Source organism: Catellatospora sp. KI3 (genome assembly GCF_029948125.1).
Lineage (GTDB): Bacteria > Actinomycetota > Actinomycetes > Mycobacteriales > Micromonosporaceae > Catellatospora.
Map to the genome: position 1 here is coordinate 1 of NZ_JASAMB010000029.1, position 19,551 is coordinate 19,551.

Annotated in this window: 20 protein-coding genes and 1 riboswitch; of the genes, 12 read left to right on the forward strand and 8 right to left on the reverse strand. The window is 73.4% G+C overall.

Features of this window, described 5'->3' with window-relative positions; translation table 11 throughout:
* Positions 1–91 precede the first annotated feature (91 nt).
* Together QEZ54_RS31820 and QEZ54_RS31825 are read right to left on the reverse strand one after the other, a co-directional pair.
* Positions 92–838, reverse strand: a complete 747-nt coding sequence (locus QEZ54_RS31820) for a TIGR03943 family protein (protein ID WP_281308457.1) — start codon at positions 836–838, stop codon at positions 92–94.
* The gene (locus QEZ54_RS31825) at positions 835–1,830 is read right to left on the reverse strand and encodes a permease (protein WP_281308528.1); all 996 of its coding nucleotides are present in this window, start codon (positions 1,828–1,830) and stop codon (positions 835–837) included. Before QEZ54_RS31825 ends, QEZ54_RS31820 begins: the two co-directional genes overlap by 4 nt.
* Positions 1,831–1,955: 125 nt before the next feature.
* Positions 1,956–2,062: riboswitch (TPP riboswitch) on the forward strand.
* Between the two features lie 102 nt (positions 2,063–2,164).
* Here QEZ54_RS31825 and QEZ54_RS31830 point away from each other — a divergent pair.
* The 3 genes from QEZ54_RS31830 to QEZ54_RS31840 are packed head-to-tail and all read left to right on the forward strand — an operon-like array spanning position 2,165 to position 5,056.
* Complete coding sequence (locus tag QEZ54_RS31830) at positions 2,165–2,749, forward strand: ECF transporter S component (RefSeq protein ID WP_281308458.1); 585 nt, start codon at positions 2,165–2,167, stop codon at positions 2,747–2,749.
* A gap of 4 nt (positions 2,750–2,753) precedes the next feature.
* Positions 2,754–4,265, forward strand: coding sequence for an ATP-binding cassette domain-containing protein (locus tag QEZ54_RS31835; protein WP_281308459.1), 1,512 nt, complete (start codon positions 2,754–2,756; stop codon positions 4,263–4,265).
* Positions 4,262–5,056: an energy-coupling factor transporter transmembrane component T gene (locus QEZ54_RS31840; protein ID WP_281308460.1), complete on the forward strand. Its 795-nt coding sequence runs from the start codon at positions 4,262–4,264 to the stop codon at positions 5,054–5,056. The genes QEZ54_RS31835 and QEZ54_RS31840 overlap by 4 nt, the downstream gene beginning before the upstream one ends.
* A 776-nt stretch (positions 5,057–5,832) precedes the next feature.
* Here QEZ54_RS31840 and QEZ54_RS31845 read toward each other — a convergent pair.
* The 4 genes from QEZ54_RS31845 to QEZ54_RS31860 are packed head-to-tail and all read right to left on the reverse strand — an operon-like array spanning position 5,833 to position 9,544.
* Positions 5,833–6,636 carry an isoprenyl transferase gene (locus QEZ54_RS31845; RefSeq protein ID WP_281308461.1) on the reverse strand — a complete coding sequence of 268 codons (804 nt, stop codon included), beginning with the start codon at positions 6,634–6,636 and terminating at the stop codon, positions 5,833–5,835.
* 25 nt (positions 6,637–6,661) lie between these two features.
* Entirely contained in the window at positions 6,662–7,417 is a 756-nt protein-coding gene (recO, locus tag QEZ54_RS31850; protein ID WP_281308462.1) for a DNA repair protein RecO, read from the reverse strand.
* A gap of 44 nt (positions 7,418–7,461) precedes the next feature.
* The gene (era, locus tag QEZ54_RS31855) at positions 7,462–8,352 is read right to left on the reverse strand and encodes a GTPase Era (RefSeq protein ID WP_281308463.1); all 891 of its coding nucleotides are present in this window, start codon (positions 8,350–8,352) and stop codon (positions 7,462–7,464) included.
* Positions 8,353–8,374: 22 nt separating this feature from the next.
* A complete protein-coding gene (locus QEZ54_RS31860) occupies positions 8,375–9,544 on the reverse strand; it encodes an XRE family transcriptional regulator (RefSeq protein WP_281308464.1) in 1,170 nt (389 codons plus the stop codon).
* A gap of 90 nt (positions 9,545–9,634) precedes the next feature.
* Between QEZ54_RS31860 and QEZ54_RS31865 the strand changes: the two genes are divergently transcribed.
* From QEZ54_RS31865 to QEZ54_RS31885, 5 genes are all read left to right on the forward strand, one after another.
* Complete coding sequence (locus QEZ54_RS31865; protein WP_281308465.1) at positions 9,635–10,468, forward strand: phosphoribosylaminoimidazolesuccinocarboxamide synthase; 834 nt, start codon at positions 9,635–9,637, stop codon at positions 10,466–10,468.
* A gap of 23 nt (positions 10,469–10,491) precedes the next feature.
* On the forward strand, positions 10,492–10,686 hold the full coding sequence (locus tag QEZ54_RS31870) for a hypothetical protein (protein ID WP_281308466.1): 195 nt from the start codon (positions 10,492–10,494) through the stop codon (positions 10,684–10,686).
* Positions 10,683–11,069, forward strand: coding sequence for a hypothetical protein (locus QEZ54_RS31875; RefSeq protein WP_281308467.1), 387 nt, complete (start codon positions 10,683–10,685; stop codon positions 11,067–11,069). Before QEZ54_RS31870 ends, QEZ54_RS31875 begins: the two co-directional genes overlap by 4 nt.
* Before the next feature lie 158 nt (positions 11,070–11,227).
* Positions 11,228–12,523, forward strand: a complete 1,296-nt coding sequence (locus tag QEZ54_RS31880; protein WP_281308468.1) for a PKD domain containing protein — start codon at positions 11,228–11,230, stop codon at positions 12,521–12,523.
* Between the two features lie 67 nt (positions 12,524–12,590).
* A complete protein-coding gene (locus QEZ54_RS31885) occupies positions 12,591–13,520 on the forward strand; it encodes a threonine/serine dehydratase (RefSeq protein ID WP_281308469.1) in 930 nt (309 codons plus the stop codon).
* Positions 13,521–13,587: 67 nt separating this feature from the next.
* On the opposite strand, the gene QEZ54_RS31890 is transcribed toward QEZ54_RS31885, so the two are convergent.
* Both QEZ54_RS31890 and QEZ54_RS31895 read right to left on the reverse strand, forming a co-directional pair.
* The gene (locus tag QEZ54_RS31890; protein WP_281308470.1) at positions 13,588–14,331 is read right to left on the reverse strand and encodes a hypothetical protein; all 744 of its coding nucleotides are present in this window, start codon (positions 14,329–14,331) and stop codon (positions 13,588–13,590) included.
* Positions 14,332–14,424: 93 nt separating this feature from the next.
* Positions 14,425–15,444 (reverse strand): LacI family DNA-binding transcriptional regulator, encoded by a 1,020-nt coding sequence (locus QEZ54_RS31895; RefSeq protein WP_281308471.1) that lies wholly within the window; start codon positions 15,442–15,444, stop codon positions 14,425–14,427.
* Positions 15,445–15,532: 88 nt separating this feature from the next.
* Here QEZ54_RS31895 and QEZ54_RS31900 point away from each other — a divergent pair, with 88 nt between their 5' ends.
* From QEZ54_RS31900 to QEZ54_RS31915, 4 genes are all read left to right on the forward strand, one after another.
* Positions 15,533–16,678, forward strand: a complete 1,146-nt coding sequence (locus QEZ54_RS31900; protein WP_281308472.1) for a Gfo/Idh/MocA family oxidoreductase — start codon at positions 15,533–15,535, stop codon at positions 16,676–16,678.
* Positions 16,675–17,736 carry a dihydrodipicolinate synthase family protein gene (locus tag QEZ54_RS31905; protein WP_281308473.1) on the forward strand — a complete coding sequence of 354 codons (1,062 nt, stop codon included), beginning with the start codon at positions 16,675–16,677 and terminating at the stop codon, positions 17,734–17,736. Before QEZ54_RS31900 ends, QEZ54_RS31905 begins: the two co-directional genes overlap by 4 nt.
* A complete protein-coding gene (locus tag QEZ54_RS31910; protein ID WP_281308474.1) occupies positions 17,733–18,542 on the forward strand; it encodes a sugar phosphate isomerase/epimerase in 810 nt (269 codons plus the stop codon). Before QEZ54_RS31905 ends, QEZ54_RS31910 begins: the two co-directional genes overlap by 4 nt.
* Before the next feature lie 160 nt (positions 18,543–18,702).
* Positions 18,703–19,425, forward strand: coding sequence for a hypothetical protein (locus QEZ54_RS31915; protein WP_281308475.1), 723 nt, complete (start codon positions 18,703–18,705; stop codon positions 19,423–19,425).
* Positions 19,426–19,551 lie beyond the last annotated feature (126 nt).

Below are 19,551 nucleotides of genomic sequence, written 5' to 3' on the forward strand. Positions count from 1 at the left end.
TGGAAAATCGTCCTCTGGATAGGCCAGCGTCAATGGAAGGCGGGTTGGGGCGGGGTGGGGCGGGGCAGGGGCGGCGAGGGGCGCGGAAGCGCTATTCGTACTGCTCCTTCGGGGCGGGGACCGGGCGCCAGGTGGCCACGTTGAGGAAGGGGATGTCCTCGCCGTTGACCGGGTCGGCCAGGGTCTGGGTGCTGTACGTCCCCGTCACCTCCAGCCACGTGTCCGGGGCGACCCCCTCCGGGGCGCTGCCGGTCAGCGCGACCTTGATCGGCCGCGCGTCGGCCGCGCAGCAGGACAGGATCATGCGGGTGAGCAGCGGCTGCCCGTCGGGCCCGAGCGAGATGAAGCCCGTCAGCTGCACCGTGCGCTCCCCCAGCGAGGCGCCGCTGTCGAAGATCGCCCGGGTGGCGTAGTCCAGGACGCTGAGCTGGACCGGGTCGCCGTCGGGCAGCGGTGGGAAGTCGGTGGTCTGCTGCGCGGACAGGGCGGTGCCGGCCTGGCCCGCCGCGTACGAGCCGAGGGCCGGGGGTGCCACCAGCAGCAGTCCGAGCACGGGTGCGATGAGCAGCCAGCCGATCCGGGGCTCCCGGTGGCCGTGGCCGCCGCCGGAGTGCCCGGCGTGGTCGTGGTCGTCGGCGCATTCGGTGTCGACGGTGGCGCCGTGCCTCAGGTCGTACCAGATGGTCATGATCGCGGCCAGGACCAGCAGCAGCCCGGCGCCGATCAGGAACGGCTGGAGCCCCGCCTTGACGTAGCGCAGGTACATGTCGGTGAGGCTGGCCTTGAGGATGGCGCCGCCCAGCAGCAGCATCACCACGCCCTGCGCCTGGCGGTTCACAGCAGCACCCACCCGATCCCGGCCGCGACCACGACCGCGGTGACGAAGGTGGCCGGGGCGAACCGGAGCGCGAAGCGGCGCCCGAACACCCCGGCCTGCATGGAGATGAGCTTCAGGTCGACCATCGGGCCGACGACCAGGAACGCCAGCCGCGCGGTGAGCGAGAACTGGCTCAGCGAGGCGGCCACGAACGCGTCGGCCTCGGAGCAGATCGACAGCAGCACGGCCAGGCCGGCCAGGGCTATCACCGCGAGCACCGGCTGGTCGGCGACGCGCTGCAGCACCGACTCGGGTACGAGCACGTTGATGGTGGCGGCGGCCATCGCGCCGAGCACCAGGAAGCCGCCCGCGTGCACGATGTCGTGGCGGCAGGCGGCCCAGAAGGCGCGCCAGCGCGACAGGTCGTCCAGTTCGGGCCGGTGCGGCAGCCGGATCCACTCGGCCTTGCCCAGGCGCAGCCACAGCCAGCCCATCAGCATCGCCACGATGACACTGGCCACGCCCCGGGCGACGACCATCTCCGGGTTGTTCGGGAACGCGACCGCGGTGGCGGTGAGCACGATCGGGTTGATCGCGGGCGCGGCGAGCAGGAAGGCGAGCGCGGCGGCGGGGGTGACGCCGCGGCGGATCAGCGATCCGGCGATCGGGACCGAGCCGCACTCGCAGCCGGGCAGGATCACCCCGGCGCAGCTGGCGACCGGTACGGCCAGCGCCGGATGCTTGGGCAGCGCCTTGGCCCAGAACGAGCGGGGCACGAAGACCGCGATCACCGCCGACAGCGCGACGCCGAACACCAGGAACGGCGTGGCCTGCACCATCACCGATACGAACACGGTGGTCCAGGTCTGCAGCCGGGGCGTGGACAGCACCGAGGCCAGCGGCTGCCGGAACAGCAGCAGCGCGATCAGCACCGCCGCCAGCACCTCGACGGAGCCGATGCGGCGCCGTTTCGGCGGGGCGGTCACGGGGGTATGGCTGTCAGTGCCGCGCACCTGATCGACAGCGGTCACGGGGGTCCTCACCTCGACGGGATGTGCCGACCGGCACAGGTTACCCGCAGCGTGTTCGGTGCTAGCCTGTCCGACACAAGCACCGCATGTACAGCGGGTACACAGTTTTCAAACGACAGGGGAGCGCACAGCGCTGAGAGTGCGGCATACAGGCCGCAGACCCTCGAACCTGATCTGGGTAATGCCAGCGCAGGGAGTTCGGTCAACACCTCACCGCCACGCCGGTCCGCCCGCCATACTCGTAATCGGGGCATAGCGGACGTACGGCGTGCGCCTTCTCCTCGTTCGTCCCCTCACGAACAAGGAGCCACATCTGATGTCCCACTACCGCTGGCGCACCGTCGACATCGTCGTCGCGTCCGTGCTCGCCGCCGCCTTCGGCGTCATCTTCTGGGCCTGGGGCCTGCTCTGGAACGGCCCCGCCGCGGCCGCCTTCAGCGGCTTCTTCCCGCCCGCCGCCGCCGCCATCTACGGCGTATGGCTGCTGCCCGCCGTCCTCGCCCCGCTGATCATCCGCAAGGCGGGCGCGGGCATCTACACCGAACTCGTCGCCGCGACCATCTCGGCGCTGCTCGGCAGCGTCTGGGGCATCAGCACCATCTGGTACGGCCTGGCCGAGGGCCTCGCGGGCGAGCTCGGCTACGCCGCCTTCGGCTACCGCCGCTGGGGCCTGCCCCAGGCGCTGGTCGCCTCCGTCCTGTCCGGCGCCACCGCCGCCGGGCTCGACCTGTACTACTACTACCCCGAGTGGAGCACCGACTGGAAGCTCAGCTACGTCGCGATCGTCATCGCCAGCACCGTCGTCATCGCCGGATTCGGCAGCGTACTGCTGACCAAGGCGCTGGCCGGCACCGGAGTGCTCGACCGCTTCCCGTCGGGCCGCGTCCGCGACCTGGTCTGACGCGGTGATCCGGCTCAGCGGGTACGGCTGGCGCCACGCCGGACGGCGCGCCTGGGCGGTGCGCGGGCTCGACCTGCGCATCGCCCCCGGCGAGCGGGTGCTGCTGCTCGGCCCCTCCGGGGCGGGCAAGTCCACGCTGCTGCACGCGCTGGCCGGGCTGCTGCCCGCCGACTCCGGCGAGGCCGAGGGCGAGCTGCGGGTGGACGCCGAGCACGTCGGCATCGTGTTCCAGGACCCGCAGTCGCAGCTGGTCATGTCCCGCGCCGGGGACGAGGTCGCGTTCGGGCTGGAGAACCTCGGCTGGCCCGCCGACCGCATCTGGCCCCGCGTCGACGAGGTGCTGGCCCAGGTCGGGTTCGGACCGGACCGGTCCCGGTCCACCAGTGCCCTCTCCGGCGGCGAGCAGCAGCGGCTGGTGCTCGCCGGGGCGCTCGCGGCCCGGCCCGGCCTGCTGCTGCTCGACGAGCCGACCGCCAACCTCGACCCCGCCGGCGCCGAGCGGGTGCGCCGGGTGCTGCGCGGGGCCGTGCCCGCCGACACCGCCGTCGTACTCGTCGAGCACCGCATCGCCGAGGTGCTGGACCTGGTCACCCGGGTGGTGGTGCTGGAACCGGGCGGCGGCGTGCGCGCCGACGTACCCCCGGAGCTGCTGCGCGGACCGCTCGGCGACGACCTCGCCGCGACCGGGGTGTGGGTGCCCGGCCATCCCGCACCGCGCCTGCACGCCGCCACCCCACCCGGCGACGTGCTCGTGTCCGGTCACGACCTGCGCGTACGCGACCTGGCCCTGCCCGACGTGGCCGCCCGAGCCGGCGAGGTGCTGGCGATCACCGGCCCCAACGGCAGCGGCAAGTCCACCCTCGCCCTGGCCCTCGGCGGCCTGCTCAAACCCGCCGCCGGCGAAGTCCGCACCCGGTACGGCCCCCCGCACCGCTGGCGGGCGCCCGCGCTGGCGGCCCGGATCGGCTCGGTGTTCCAGAACCCCGAGCACCAGTTCGTCACCGCCACCGTCCGCGACGAACTCGCCCTCGGCGGCACCGCCCCGGCCCGCCGCGACGAACTGCTGGAACGGCTGCGGCTGAGCCACCTCGCCGGGGCGAACCCGTTCACCCTGTCCGGCGGCGAAGCGCGGCGACTGTCGGTGGCGACCGCGCTCGCGGCCCGGCCCGAGCTGCTGATCCTCGACGAGCCGACGTTCGGCCAGGACCGCCGTACCTGGCTGGAACTGGTCGACATGCTCGCCGGGCTGCGCGACAGCGGCCACGGCGTCATCACCGTCACCCACGACCCCGACGTCGTCACCTCCCTCGCCGACCGCGCCGTCTCCCTACCCTGCTCCCCGTCCGACGCCGACCCGTCCGTCAGCGGCTCCTCTGACGGCCGCTCCTCCGACGGCGGCTCGGGCATCAGCGGCTCTTCCGACGGCCGCTCGGGCATCAGCGGCTTCACCGGCACCGGCTCTTTCGATGCCGGCTCGGGCATCAGGCCGTCTGCCGACACCGGGGGTGCGCCGTGACCGTCTGGCCGACCGACGGGTCGGGCGCTGGGCCGGGCGCTGGGCGCTGGGCACCGCTGGCACGGCGTACCCCCGTAGCCAAGATCGCCGCACTCGCGCTGTTCACCACGGCGGCGCTGTTCACCCGCGACCTGGCCGCGCTCGCCTTCGCGCTGGCGGTGACGCTGCTCGCCGCGCCGCTGTTCGGGATCACGCCGTGGGGGCTGCTGCGGCGCGGCCTGCCCGCGCTGTTCGCCGCCGCGACCGTGGTGCTGTCACTCACCCTGTTCGCCGCGGACCGCTCCGGCACGGTGCTGCTGCACTTCGGGCCGTTCCTGGTGACCACCACCGTGCTGTACAACGCGGCGACGCTGGCGCTGCGGCTGCTCGTCATCGCCCTGCCCAGCATCCTCGTCTTCAGCACCACCGACCCGACCGACCTCGCCGACTCGCTCATCCAGCACACGCGGGTGTCGGCCCGGTTCGCGATCGGGGCGCTGGCCGCATTCCGGCTGGTCGGGCTACTGGGAGAGGAGTGGCGCACCATCGCCATGGCACGGCGGGCACGCGGGCTGGACGCGGGCGGCAACCCGGTCCGGTGGGTCAAGGTGTTCGCGGGCACCGCGTTCGGGCTGCTGGTGGGCGCGATCCGGCGCGGCACCCGGCTGGCGGTGGCGATGGACGCGCGCGGGTTCGACTCCGGCATACCGCGCGGACTGGCCCGACCCATACCCTGGCGGGCCGCCGACTGGCTGCTCATCCTCGCCGGAGCGGTCCTGGCGGCAGCGATCCAGTACCTCGCCCACCGCTGATCCCCACCCCGTTCGGCCACCGCCCGAACGGCCGCCGTCCGAGCAGCCGCCGTCCGGACGGGCGCTGTCGGGGCCAGTAGGTGCTGCGCCGGGCGGGTGGGTGTTGCGCCGGGCGAGTGGGTGTTGTGCCGGGCGGGTGGGTGTTGCGCCGGGCGAGTGGGCGCTGTGCCGGACGGGCGCTGTGCCGGACGGGTCGGCTCAGCGCGGGGAGTGGGCGCTGTCCGGAGGTCGGGCTCTGCGCGGGGGTGGGCCCTGCGCGGTCGGTTGGGAACTGGGCGGGCGGCGGTGTCTCGGTGGTCACTGTCTGCGGTCGTAATGTGCACGTCAAGGCCACCCTGTGACCGTAGGCAGTGATCAAGCACGGATTCGGCATCGAAGATCGCGCTCTGCGGCCAGTTTCCTGCACACGTTTCAGCCGGGACGCACGTTCCAGCCACCGACAGCGATCTTGCCGCCGCCCCACCGATCTTGCCGTCGCCCCGCCGACACCCGCCAGCACCTACCGGCAGCACCTGCACCACCGGCACCCACCACCACCCGAGGGCCTTGATCGACGAGCGCCGCGCCACCAGCCGAGCACGCGGACGTGCAGTTTCGGGGAAAGTGCACGAAAGCGCGCCACGATTCCAGCGCTTTCCCCGAAGGTGCACGGATCACCGCCGCGTCAGCGCCCCGAGCCCGAGGTGATCACGGCGCCAGGGTGGGGACACACCGCCGAACACGCCCATAAGTTCATGATCAACTCGCCTGGAGGGGCGCGGGGCGGGAGACGGGGGTCAGGGGGCGGGGGGTGCTACTGGGTTGGGGAGGGCGCCGCCGAAGCGGCGGTCGCGCTGGGCGTAGAGCTCGCAGGCGTACCAGAGGTGGCGGCGGTCGAAGTCGGGCCACAGGGTGTCGAGGTAGACGTGCTCGGCGTACGCGGACTGCCAGATGAGGTAGTTGCTGGTCCGCTGCTCGCCGGAGGGGCGCAGGAACAGGTCCACCTCGGGGACCTCGGGGTGGTAGAGGTACCGCGCGAACGTCTTCTCGTTGACCTTGTCGGGCTTGAGGCGCCCGGCCGCGACGTCGCGGGCGATGGCCGCGGCCGCGTCGGCGATCTCGGCCTGGCCGCCGTAGTTGACGCAGAATTGCAGCGTCAGCTTGGTGTTGGCCCGGCTGAGCTGCTCGGCGGTCTCCAGCTCGTCGATGACGCTCTTCCACAGGCGCCCGCGGCGGCCGGACCACACGATGCGTACGCCGAGGTCGTTGAGCTGGTCGCGGCGGCGGCGGATGACGTCGCGGTTGAAGCCCATCAGGAAGCGCACCTCCTCGGGCGAGCGCTTCCAGTTCTCGGTCGAGAACGCGTACGCCGACAGGTACGGCACGCCGATCTCGAGCGCGCCCTCGATGGTGTCGAACAGGGAGAACTCGCCGCGCTCGTGCCCGGCGGTGCGCGCCAGTCCGCGCTCCTTGGCCCAGCGTCCGTTGCCGTCCATCACGATCGCGATGTGCTTGGGCAGCGCCCCGGCGGGCAGCCTGGGCGGGGTGGCCCCGCTCGGGTGCGGCGTGGGCGGCTTGGGTTCGCGTCGCGTGCGCAGCAAGGTGCACTTCCCCCAGGTGCTAGAGCTAGGCCGGTTCCCGGCGATCGACCAACGGCAGAGAGCGTAGCTGCCGCTCCAGGTGCCACTGCAAGTGCGCCGCCACGAAACCGGCACATTCGCGCTGCACCGCCGCTTCGGTGTCCTGCGCCGCGGCCCAGTCGCCGACGAGCAGGGCGGACATCAGGTCGAGGGTGGCCGGGTCCGGGTGGGCGGCGCCGGGTGGGCGGCAGTTGAGGCAGGTGACCCCACCGGAGGGTACGGAGAAGGCCCGGTGCGGCCCCGGCTCGCCGCACACCGCGCAGTCGCGCAGCGCCGGGGCCCAGCCCGCCTGGGACATGGCCCGCAGCAGGTACGCGTCGAGCACCAGCGTGCCGGGGCGCTCGGCGTCGGCCAGCGCCCGCAGCGCGCCGAGGGTGAGCTGGTAGAGCCGCATGGCGGGCTCGCGCTCGACCGGGGTGAGCCGCTCGGCCAGCTCGACGATCGCGCTGGCCGCGGTGTAGCGCGGGTAGTCGGTCAGGAACCGCCGCCCGAGCATGTCCCGCGCCTCGACCTGGGTGACGCTGTCCAGCGAGGTGCCCTCGCTGCACTGGACGTCGATGTGGCTGAACGGTTCGAGGCGCGCGCCGAAGCGCGAGGTGGTGCGGCGTACGCCCTTGGCCACGGCGCGGACCCGGCCGTGCTGGCGGGTGAGCAGGGTGACGATGCGGTCGGCCTCGCCCAGCTTCTGCACGCGCAGCACGAGGGCGTCGTCGCGGTAGAGGGGTCGGCGCATGCCCGGCATGCCCGCCAATCTACGCGCCGGGGCCGACGCCCCCGGTCACCTGCCTAAAAGCCCAGGCGGCGCAGCTGGCGCGGGTCGCGCTGCCAGTCCTTGGCCACGCGTACGTGCAGGTCGAGGTAGACCCGGGTGCCGAGCAGCTCCTCGATCTCTGCGCGGGCCTTCATGCCGACCTCCTTGAGCCGGGAGCCCTTGGCGCCGATCATGATGGCCTTCTGGCTCTGCCGCTCGACGTAGACGTGGGCGTACACCTTGGTCAGGTTGTTCTCGCCCGGGATGATCTCCTCGACCAGCACCGCGATGGAGTGCGGCAGCTCGTCGCGTACGCCCTCCAGGGCCGCTTCGCGGACCATCTCGGCGATCAGCACGTGCTCGGGTTCGTCGGTGAGCATGCTGTCCGGGTACAGCTGCGGCGACTGCGGCAGGTATCCGATCATGACGTCGACCAGCCGGTCGAGGTTGTCGCCGCCGACGGCGCTGACCGGGACCACGGCGGCGAACGCGCCCAGCGCGTCGACCGCGAGCAGCTGCTCGGCCAGCGCGTCCTTGCTGACCAGATCAGTCTTGGTGACCACCGCGACGACGGTGGCCTTGAGCCCGGCGATCTCGCTGGCGATGAAGGTGTCGCCCTTGCCGACCGGCTCGTTGGCCGGGATGCACAGGCCGATCACGTCGACCTCGCTCCAGGTCGCGCGCACGAGGTCGTTCAGCCGCTCGCCGAGCAGGGTGCGCGGGCGGTGCAGTCCGGGGGTGTCCACCAGGACCAGCTGCGCCTCGGGGCGGTGCAGCACCGCGCGGATGACGTGCCGGGTGGTCTGGGGCTTGTTGGAGGTGATCGCGATCTTCTGGCCCACGATCGCATTGGTGAGTGTCGACTTGCCGGCGTTCGGTCGTCCGACGAAGCAGGCAAAACCGGCACGGTATGAGTTTTCCGCCACGCACGTACGCTACCTCCCCCGCCTACGGCAGGAAGGCGGGCTCCTCTCCGCAGGCGTGGTGGCCGGGCGGCGGGCCGCCGTCGGGTTCGGCGACCAGTGCCGCGAACAGTTCGTCGACTTCGATGCCGAGCAGGCCGGCGAGCGGGACCAGGGTGGCGGCGCCGTCGGCGTACGCGGCGAAGAGGTCGGCGACCAGGCGCGCGGGCAGGCGGGGGGTGCGGGCGGCGGCCAGGCGGGAGACCAGGGCAGCGCGGCGGCGGGGCGTGGCGTGGCAGCGGGCGGCGGTCCAGCGGCCGAGGTCGTCGGCGGCCGCCGCGTCGAGCAGGCCCAGGGCGCGCAGCCGGGCGGCCATCGCCCCGGGTGACACGCGCAGGCCCGAGACCAGGGCGGCGAACGACTCGCCGGTCACCGGGCCGCCGTCGAGGTGGGCGTGGATCTCGTCGTACGGCATCAGAAAGGCCGAGGCGAACCCGTCGGCCCGCGCCTCCACCGCCGCGCGCTGGCGGCCCGGCGCGACCCGGTGGTCCACCAGCGGCTGCTCGGCGTCCCCGGCCAGCAGGTGGCCCAGGGCGTGCGCGAGGGCGAACCGCTGCCGCGACCACTGGCTGGTGCTGCCGCACAGCAGCAGCCGTCCCGGCCCGGCGTGCCAGGCCACCGCGTCGGCTCCGCCGGGCAGCGGCCCGAACGCGACGTCCACCGCGTACGCCCGCTCGATGGCGTCGGCGAGCTCGCCGGTGTCCAGGCAGCCGACGCCGCCGGCGCCGGTGGCGCGGACGGCCGCGACGGCGGGCCCGGCCAGCTCGCGGCCCTGCAGGCCGGGCGGCAGCGGCGGCAGCGCGGTGAGCGCCGGGGGCACGGCCAGCGCGGGCGGGCGCTCGCGCCGACCCAGGCGGCGCAGGGTGTCGTAGGCGGCGGCGTAGCGGTCGAGCAGGGCGCGCACCGCGTCGCCGGGCGGCGGTTCGGCCGCGGCGGCGGCGACGGGTTCGCGGACGCGGCCGGTGAGCAGCCAGTCCACGCTGACGTCGCCCGCGTCGGCGATCAGTGCCAGCTCCAGCGAGGTGAAACGGCGGACCGCGGTGAGCGATTTGGACAGCTTGTCCGGGCTGATGCCGACCAGTTCACTGAAAGCGGCCTGGCTGGGCGACACCCGGGTGATGACCGCACGGACCCGGTCGATCACGCCTTCATCCATGGACATGAAACTAGCGACGCCTCGCGATAATCGCAACGCCTCCCGGCTCCGCCGCCCGGCCGGAAAATCCGGTCCGGTACGGTGACCACCGTGGAGCTGCTGCACTCGGGCAAGGTCCGGGACGTGTACGCCGACGGGGAGGACATCATCCTCGTCGCCTCGGACCGGATGTCGATCTTCGATGTGATCCTGCCGACGCCGATCCCGGACAAGGGCGCCATCCTCACCCAGCTCTCGCTGTGGTGGTTCGAGCAGCTCGCCGACCTGGTCCCGCACCACGTGGTGTCGGCGGTCGACGTGCCGGCCGAGTTCGCCGGGCGCGCGATCCGCTGCAAGCGGCTGCGCATGGTGCCGGTCGAGTGCATCGCCCGCGGCTACCTGACCGGCTCGGGCCTGGCCAGCTACCAGGTCGACGGCACGGTCTCCGGGGTGGCCCTGCCGCCCGGCCTGACCGAGGCGTCCCGCATCGAGCCGGCGATCTTCACGCCGACGACCAAGGCGCCTGTTGGCGAGCACGACGAGCACATGTCGTACGCGGAGGTCGAGGCGAAGATCGGGGCCGAGGACGCGGCCCGGGTCCGCGACATCACGCTCGCCGTGTACCAGCGCGGCCGCGACCTGGCCGCCGAGCGCGGCATCATCCTCGCCGACACGAAGATCGAGCTGGGCTGGGACGCCGACGGCGTGCTGACCCTGGGCGACGAGGTGCTGACCCCGGACTCGTCGCGGTTCTGGCCCGCCGACGGCTACGCCCCGGGCCGGGTGCAGCCCAGCTTCGACAAGCAGCCCCTGCGCGACTGGGCGGTCAGCCTGGGCTGGAACAAGCAGGAGCCCGGACCCGAGCTGCCCGAGGACGTCGTGGCGGTCACCCGGGCCCGCTACATCGAGGCGTACGAACGGCTCACGGGCCTCGCCTGGAGCTGACCGGCCGCGCTAGCCTCGGAGCCATGGACGCGCGCGAGCAGAGCTATGTGGAGGTTCGGCGGCGCCTCGGGCTGCCCGAGATCCCGGCCGACGTGCTGGCCGAGGTGCGGGCGGAGTTCGAGGAGGAGCGGGCGCTGCACGCGGACCCGGCCTGGGTCGCCGAGCAGCGGGCGCACTACGCCCCGCTGCTGGCCGCGTACGGCGCGGACGTCGCGTGAGGCCGGTCGCGCGGATCGTCGACGCCAGCGCGATCCGGCGCTACCTGGCCGGTGACGACATGGCGTTCGCCGCGCAGCTCGTCGCGCTCGACGACGCGGGCTACCAGGTGCTGGTCCCGGCGCTGTGCCTGAGCGAGGCGTACTGGGCCGTGGACGCCGCCGACGAGTCGCTGCTGGACGTGTTCCGTACGCTGCGCCAGGTCACCGTGGCACCGCTGCCCGCCGGGGACGCCCAGGCCGTCGGCGGGCTGGCCCGCTTCCTGGGCACGCTGGGCATGGCGCACGCGTGCCTGCTCGCCGCGGTGACCCACACCCCGCTGCTGACCGCCGAGCCGGCCCTCGCCAGCAAACTCCTCCGCCCCGATCTCATCCGCCAGGTCTGATCGTCCGACCTGCCGGGCAATCGGGGGTATGACCGGTCGAGATACGCCCGATTGCCGGGCAACTTGAGCGGTCTTGACCACGCTGAGCTGCGAAAACGTTTCGCGGTTGTTCGTCGGTTTTCATGCTGAAACTTCATGTTCCGGGTGAACATGAAGTCATGCGTACGTTCCTCACTTTTTCGACCGTGCTGTCCCTGCTGCTGCCCGCGGGAGCAGCACAGGCCGCACCGGCAGCAGCCGACCCGCCGACCACCTCGCCGGTCCGGCAGGCACCCGCGATGGCGGACACCGTCACCGACGACCCGGTCAACTGGACCCCGCACATCACCGACGGCCGGGTCTGGGCCGTGGCCGTGCTCGGCGACACCGTGGTGGTCGGCGGCGACTTCGGCGCCACCACGCAGGCGCACAGCCGGGCCGTGCTGTCGCGCCGCAACCTGATGGCGTTCCGGCTGTCCGACGGCCAGGTCACCGACCTGCGGGTACAGCTGAACGGCCCGGTCTTCGCCCTGGCCGCGGCCCCGAACGGCAACCTCCTGATCGGCGGCAACTTCACCGAGGTCAACGGGCACCGCCGGCGCTCGCTGGCCAGCGTCGACCTGGCCACCGGCGAGGTCACCCCCACCCTGCGTACCGGGGTCGACGGCGACGTGCGGGCCCTGGCCGTGTCCGGCACCCAGCTGTACGTCGGCGGCTGGTACGACTGGATCGGCGGCTTCCGCCGCAACGGACTGGCCCGCCTGGACCTGGCCGCCGACGCCGTCGACGCCGGTTTCGACGCCGAGCTGTCCGATCCGGTGCGCACGGCGCCGCGGACCGAGGCGATGGCGCTGTCGCCCGACGGCACCCGGCTGGTCGCCATCGGCAACTTCAACACCGCGCGCGGCCTGCCCCGCCCGCAGCTGGTCATGCTCGACGTGACCGGCCCCGAGGCGACGGTGACCGACTGGACCACGCCGTTCTACGGCATCCGCTGCGATGAGCGGTTCGACAGCTACGTCCGGGGCGTGGACTACTCCCCCGACGGCAGCTGGTTCGTGGTGGTCACCACCGGCCACGACTCCGGACCCGACCTGCCCTGCACCGCCGCGGCCCGGTTCGAGGCGACCGGCCCCGGTGAGCACGCCCCCACCTGGGTCAACCACACCGGCGGCCACTCGCTGTACGCCGTCGCCGTCACCGGCCCCGCCGTCTACGTCGGCGGCCACCAGGTCTGGCAGGACAACACGTACGGGCAGAAGACCGCCGGACCCGGCGCGGTGGAGCGGCCCGGCATCGCCGCGCTCGACCCGGCGACCGGGATGGCGCTGCCGTGGAACCCGACCCGCAGCCGGGGCGAGGGGGTGCGCGCGTTCGCGGTGTCGCCGCGCGGGCTGCTGGTCGGCTCCGACACCGACGAACTGGGCCACGAGTACCACGCCCGGATCGGGCTGTTCCCGTACCGCGCGGACTGAGCGGGCCGGTGGCCGGGGCGGGTCTAGGCTGGGCCGTCGCAGGATCGGACGGTCAGGACGGGGCAGCATGATCGAGCTCGACGACGTGGTCACCGCCGCTCGGCGCATCGCGCCGTACGTACGCACCACGCCGGTGCTCGCGGCGGGTGGCGGGGACCCGGTGTTCAAGCTGGAGTTCACCCAGCACACCGGCTCGTTCAAGGCACGCGGGGCGTTCAACCGGATCCTGCGGGCGGTCGAGCTGGGCGCCGTCGAGCCGGGCGCGGGAGTGATCGCGGCGTCGGGCGGCAACGCCGGGATCGCGGTCGCCCACGCCGCGCACCGGCTCGGCTTCACCGCCGAGATCTTCGTACCGGAGACCGCACCGGCAGCCAAGGTGGCCAGGCTGCGGCAGCTCGGGGCCGAGGTCGTCCCGGTCGGCCGGGAGTACGCCGAGGCCTACGCCGCGGCCGTGGTCCGGGCGGAGCAGTCGGGTGCCCTGTTCTGCCACGCGTACGACCAGGAGGACGTCGTGGCCGGGCAGGGCACGCTCGCCCTGGAGCTGCTCGACCAGCTCGACGGCTTCGACACCGTGCTCGTCTCGGTCGGCGGCGGCGGGCTGATGGCCGGGATCACCGCCGGGCTGGCCGGCCGGGCCGGGGTCGTCGCGGTCGAGCCGGAGACGATCCCGACGCTGCACACGGCCCTGGCCGCGGGCGGACCGGTCGACATCGCGGTCTCCGGCGTGGCGGCCGACTCGCTGGGCGCCCGCCGCATCGGCTCGATCGCGTACGACCTCGCCGTGGCGCACGGGGTGCGCAGTGTGCTGGTCTCCGACGAGTCGATCGTCGCCACCCGTGCCCGGCTCTGGCACGACCACCGGCTCGCGGTCGAGCACGGCACCGCGGCCGCGCTGGCGGCGCTGGACGCGGGCGGCTACGTCCCGGCGCGCGGCGAGCGCGTCGTGGTGGTCCTCTGCGGCGCGAACACCGACCTGGCCACGATCACCGCCGGGTGATGATCCGAAATCGTGGACGCCCGATGCTGCCCTGGCCGCACCCAGCGTCCACGATTCGCGATCTCGCCTAGAACAGCACCCGGTGCAGCCACAGCCAGAACGCCGCGGCGCGCCCGGCCTCGACCAGCGGCCGCGGCCGGAACGTCCCGTAGGGCGACGGCGACACCGACGCCGAGGGCGACGGATCACCGGACGGCGACGCCGACGCCGACGGCGACGGCGACGGCGACGGCGACGGCGACGGCGACGGCGACGGCGACGGCGACGGCGAGGGTGAGGGCGAGGGTGAGGTTCCGGCCGCCGGGCAGGTGTGGGTGAGGACGAAGAAGTCGGCGTCACCGGTGATGTCGGCCGACGCCCCGGTCAGCGTCCAGCCGGCCGGGACGGCGATCCACGCCTTGCTGGTACCGATCAGCACGATCTCGCCGCCGTCGGTCGGGATGCGCACCTGGGCGGTGCCGTCGCCCGGCACGGCGAAGGTCAGCGCGAGCTCGGTGAAGTCGCCGGTGGTGCCGTGGTTGCCCGGCAGGTTGAACACCCAGATGTCCATCCCGGGCAGCGGACCGCCGCCGAAGTCGGAGCCGCAGATGTGGCCGTCGGGGTTGAAGGCGGCGGCGGTGGTGGGCACGTTGCCCGGGTTGATCTGGATCGTCTCGGCCGCGCGTGCGGCCGCGTTGGCCCAGCTGCCGGTCGGGCGCTCGCCGAGGCCCGCGGTGGCCAGGATGGACAGTACCAGGGTCAGCGTCGCCGCCCCCGCGGCGGCGACGAGCCGGTGCCTGGGCCGGGCGAGTGACTGGTGGAGACGTCGCATGAGTACCTCCGATGACGTCAGTGCATTTGACTGACTACACAGAGTTACTATTCGCACGTACCGTAACCGGTCCAAGCCGACGCGCCGCCGGGGTCAGGGCCGGGCGGGACCGGTACTCGCCCGGATGACCAGCTCGGCAGGGGCGGGGCGGGTGCGGCCGCCGGGCTCGTCGTCGAGCAGCAGCCGCATCGCCTGGGCGCCGATCCCGGTGAGGTCGAGCCGCACCGTGGTCAGGCCCGGGGTGAGGTCGGTCGCGACCGGCAGGTCGTCGAAGCCGACCACGGACACCTCGCCCGGCACCGACCGCCCGGCCTCGCGCAGGGCGGCCAGCGCCCCGGCCGCCATCAGGTCGTTGAGCGCGAAGACGGCGGTCAGCCCGGGGTGGGCCCGCAGCAGCTCGTGCGCGGCCGCGCGCCCGCCCTCGCGGGTGAAGTCCGAGCCGGCCACGTGCGGGCGCGCCACGACCTCGGTGAATCCGGACAGCCGCTGCGCCACCGTGGCCAGCCCCGCCGGGCCGGTGATCACGCCGATCTCGCGGTGGCCCAGTGCGGTCAGGTGCTCGGCCACCAGGCGGCCGCCGCCGGCGTGGTCGGGCTCGACGGTGTCGATGCCCTCGCCGCGTGCGCCGATCGCGGCGACCCGCCCGCCCGCGGCGGCGAACCCGGCCAGCTCCTCGGCGAACGGCTCGCCCGCGAACGCCGAACCGGCCAGCAGCATCGCCCGCGCCCGCTGCGCGCGCAGCCGGGCGAGGTAGTCGCGCTCCAGCGCGGGGTCACGGAACGTGTTGGCGACCAGCACCATCAGGTCGTGCTCGCGGGCCACCTGCATCGCCCCGGCCGCGATGGCCGCGAAGTACGGGTCGGCGATGTCGTGCACCAGCACGCCGACGACGGTGCTGCGCGAGCGGGCCAGCGACTGCGCGGGCGCGTGGGCGACGTAGCGCAGCTCGGCGGCGGCGGCGGTGACGCGCTCGGCCAGCTCCTCGGCGACCCGGCGCCCACCGCTGCCGTGCAGGACCCGGGAGGCGGTGGCCAGCGACACGCCCGCGGCGGTCGCGACCTGCTGCAGCGTGGCGGCGCCGCCGGGCGGTCTGGTTGACGAGGTTCTGGGCATGCGCGTAGGGTACCGCCTCGCGGGCGGAAAGCGCTTTCCACCCTCCTCACCCCCGATCCCTCCCCGATCTCTCGCCGAGGAGCGCACCATGGACCGCAGATCAGTCGGCATCGTCATGAACGGTGTCACCGGACGGATGGGTTACCGCCAGCACCTGGTGCGGTCCATCCTGGCCATCCGCGAGCAGGGCGGCCTGACCCTGCCCGACGGCACCGTCGTCTGGCCCGAGCCCGTGCTCGTCGGCCGCAACGCCGCCAAGCTGGAGCAGCTCGCCGAGCAGCACGGCCTGGCCCGCTACACCACCGACCTGGCCGAGGCGCTGGCCGACGACAGCAACGAGATCTACTTCGACGCGCAGGTGACCACCGCCCGGGTCGCCGCGCTGCGCCAGGCGATCGCCGCCGGCAAGCACGTCTACACCGAGAAGCCGACGGCCGAGTCGCTGGCCGAGGCGGTCGCCCTGGCGGAGGAGGCGAAGGCGGCCGGGATCAAGCACGGCGTGGTCGCCGACAAGCTGTACCTGCCCGGCCTGCTCAAGCTGCGCCGCCTGGTCGAGTCCGGCTTCTTCGGCCGCATCCTGTCCGTACGCGTCGAGTTCGGCTACTGGGTGTTCGAGGGCGACTGGCAGGCCGCCCAGCGTCCGAGCTGGAACTACCGGTCGCAGGACGGCGGCGGCATCATCCTGGACATGTTCCCGCACTGGCGCTACGTGCTCGATCACGTGATCGCCCCGGTGCGCTCGGTCTACGCCCAGGCCGCCACGCACATCCCGACCCGCTGGGACGAGCAGGGCGACGCCTACCCCGCCACCGCCGACGACGCCGCGTACGCGGTGCTGGAGCTGGAGGGCGGCATCATCGCCTCGGTCAACAGCTCGTGGACCACCCGGGTCGACCGCACCGAGCTGGTCACCTTCCACGTCGACGGCACCGAGGGCAGCGCCGTGGCCGGCCTGCGCGAGTGCCGGGTGCAGCACCGGACCACCACCCCGAAGCCGGTGTGGAACCCGGACCTGCCGGTCAGCCACGACTTCCGGGACCAGTGGACGACCGTCCCGCAGAACGACGTGTACGACAACGGCTTCAAGCGCCAGTGGGAGGAGTTCCTGGCGCACGTGGTCGCCGACGCGCCGTACCACCACGACCTCTACGCGGGCGCGCGCGGCGTACAGCTGGCAGAACTGGGCCTGCAGTCGGCTCGCGAGGGTCGCAAGATCACCGTAGGTGACCTGTGAGCTCGCGGATCTTCTACGCGGCCGCGCACGTGGTGGCCGATCCGGACGCGGACAACGGACCGGGGCGGCCCGCCGTCGTGGACTGGGACGCGACCATGGCGTTCCGGCACCACCTGTGGTCGCTGGGGCTGGGCGTCGCCGACGCGATGGACACCGCCCAGCGCGGCATGGGCCTGGACTGGGCCGCGACACGGGAGCTGATCCGGCGCAGCGGCGAGCAGGCGCGCGCCGTGGGCGGGCTGCTGGCCTGCGGCGCGGGCACCGACCAGCTCGCGCCCGGCCCGCACAGCCTGGCCGCGATCGAGGCGGCCTACGCCGAGCAGCTGGAGGTCGTGCAGGGGGCCGGGGCACGGGTGATCCTGATGGCCTCCCGGGCGCTGGCGGCGGCCGCGCAGGGCCCGGCCGACTACCACGCCGTGTACGGCAAGCTGCTGGCCCAGACCGAGCGGCCGGTGATCCTGCACTGGCTGGGCGACATGTTCGACCCGGCGCTGGCCGGCTACTGGGGCTCGCCCGATTTGGACGCCGCCACGGCCGGCGTGCTGGAGCTGATCCACGCCAACGCCTCGAAGATCGACGGCATCAAGGTGTCGCTGCTGGACGCCGACCGCGAGATCGCCATCCGCCGCGCGCTGCCCGCCGGGGTGCGCCTGTACACCGGTGACGACTTCAACTACCCGCAGCTCATCGCCGGTGACGAGCACGGGCACTCCGACGCGCTGCTGGGCATCTTCGACGCGCTCGCGGTGCCCGCCGCCGGCGCCCTGGCCCGGCTGGACGCCGGGGACACCGCCGGGTTCCGGGCGATCCTGGACCCGACCGTGCCGCTGGCCCGGCACATCTTCAGCACGCCGACCTACCACTACAAGACCGGCATCGTCTTCCTGGCCTGGCTCAACGGCCACCAGCAGCGGTTCCGGATGGTCGGCGGGCTCCAGACGGCCCGCTCGCGCGAGCACCTGACGCAGCTGTACACCCTCGCCGGGCAGGCGGGCGTGCTGGCCGACCCGGACCTGGCCGCGGCCCGGTTCGCGACCTACCTGGAGGGTCCGGCGTGAGGCTGTCGCTGAACACCGCCACGATCAAGCGCGCCACCCTGGCCGAGGCGGCGCGGCTGTGCGCCGACAACGGGATCGACGGCATCGGCCCGTGGCGCGACGTGGTCGAGGCCGCGGGCGGGGCGGCGGCAGCCCGCAAGCTGCTCGACGGGTACGGCCTGACGGTGACCAGCCTGTGCCGGGGCGGCTTCGTCACCTCCGGCTCGGCGGAGTCGCTGGCCGACAACCGGCGCGCCGTCGACGAGGCGGCCGAACTGGGCACCGGTGAGCTGGTGCTGGTCGTCGGCGGGCTGGCCGAGGGGTCCAAGGACCTGCCGCTGGCCCGCGCGAACGTGGCGCGGGCGCTGGAGGCGCTGGTGCCGTACGCCCGCGAGCGCGGGGTGCGGCTGGCGATCGAGCCGCTGCACCCGATGTTCTGCGCCGACCGGGCCGTGGTCTCCACGCTCGGGCAGGCGCTGGACCTGGCCGAGCCGTTCGCGCCCGACGAGGTCGGCGTGGTGGTCGACACGTACCACGTGTGGTGGGACCCGCAGCTGTTCGCGCAGATCGCGCGGGCGGCGGGGCGGATCTCGGCGTACCAGGTCTGCGACTGGGTGGTGCCGCTGCCCGCGGACATGCTGCTGGGGCGGGGCCACGTCGGTGCCGGGCACATCGAGTTCGCGCCGATCACGGCGGCCGTGGCGGCGGCCGGGTACACCGGGCACGTCGAGGTGGAGATCTTCAACCAGGAGATCTGGGACACCGACCCGGCGCGGACCGTACGCACCGTGGTGGATCGGCACGAGGCGCACATCGCGCCGCGGTGACCGGTCGAGGGCGCCCGCGCTGGGCGGGCGCCCTTCGGCGGTGCGATCACCGTTGCGGCCGACAGCCCCCGACGATGTCTCTTCTGTCGCCCGACCCCGTGTTCCGTGATCGCTGTAGAGAGTCTGCGGGCGGCTTCTTATTCGATCATTTCCCGTCGGCTTGCCGGGCCCGACCGCCGCCTCGCAGATCCACGTCGCGGTCTCGCACCTGCGCGGCGCGCTGCGCCGGCACGGCCTGGCCGAGGTGATCGCCACCCGTCCCGGCGGGTACACGCTGGTCGCCGCCGCGCACGAGACCGCGGTGCCGTCCTACCTGGCCTCGACGTACACCGAGTCGGGCGAGCCGGACCGGTCGGCCGACTGCCACCGGCAGGCGATCGCGCTGCGCCGGGCCGTCGGCGACGACAAGAGCACCGCGCACGCGCTGGCCAACGCCGCCTACCACTTCATGACCCAGCGCGAGTACGCCGAGGCGCAGGGCTGCCTGACCGAGACACTGGCGATCAAGTACGCCGAGCAGGACCTGCTCAGCGCCGGGGTCACCGAGGTGCAGCCGGCCGGGGTGCTGCTGGCGCAGGGCCGCCACGCCGACACCGTCCGGCACGCCGACACCGGCCTGGACCTGTGCCGCCAGTACGGCGACCGCTACAACGAGTGGATCGCGCTGCTGTTCCGCTCGGTCGCCCACCGCCGGCTCGGCGACGCCCGACGCAGCCGCGACGACGCCGCCGCCTGCCTGGCCGTCTGCGAGGCGCTGCGGCAGACCCCGGCTCGCAACCTGGCCGCCGGGCTGCTGGGACGGCCGCCGCTGGCCGACGAGTCCGGCGACCCGGTGCCGGCCTGGCTGACCATCGTCCTCGACGCCGCCAGCCTCCCGCGCTGAGACCGCAAGGAAGGGCCCCTTCTTATCGCTTTCCGTAGTAGAAGGGCCCCTTGTTAACCCGCCGTGCCGTGGACGGTGAGTGCGCTGGGCAGAGTTAAGAAGGGGCCCTTCTACCGCGTATACCGA

Coding starts and splice junctions, on each gene's coding strand:
- QEZ54_RS31890 (WP_281308470.1), bottom strand. CDS start 14,331: ATGCGACGTCTCCACCAGTCACTCGCCCGGCCCAGGCACCGGCTCGTC.
- recO (WP_281308462.1), bottom strand. CDS start 7,417: ATGCCGGGCATGCGCCGACCCCTCTACCGCGACGACGCCCTCGTGCTG.
- QEZ54_RS31895 (WP_281308471.1), bottom strand. CDS start 15,444: ATGCCCAGAACCTCGTCAACCAGACCGCCCGGCGGCGCCGCCACGCTG.
- QEZ54_RS31870 (WP_281308466.1), top strand. CDS start 10,492: ATGGACGCGCGCGAGCAGAGCTATGTGGAGGTTCGGCGGCGCCTCGGG.
- QEZ54_RS31830 (WP_281308458.1), top strand. CDS start 2,165: ATGTCCCACTACCGCTGGCGCACCGTCGACATCGTCGTCGCGTCCGTG.
- QEZ54_RS31860 (WP_281308464.1), bottom strand. CDS start 9,544: ATGGATGAAGGCGTGATCGACCGGGTCCGTGCGGTCATCACCCGGGTG.
- QEZ54_RS31900 (WP_281308472.1), top strand. CDS start 15,533: ATGGACCGCAGATCAGTCGGCATCGTCATGAACGGTGTCACCGGACGG.
- QEZ54_RS31880 (WP_281308468.1), top strand. CDS start 11,228: ATGCGTACGTTCCTCACTTTTTCGACCGTGCTGTCCCTGCTGCTGCCC.
- QEZ54_RS31885 (WP_281308469.1), top strand. CDS start 12,591: ATGATCGAGCTCGACGACGTGGTCACCGCCGCTCGGCGCATCGCGCCG.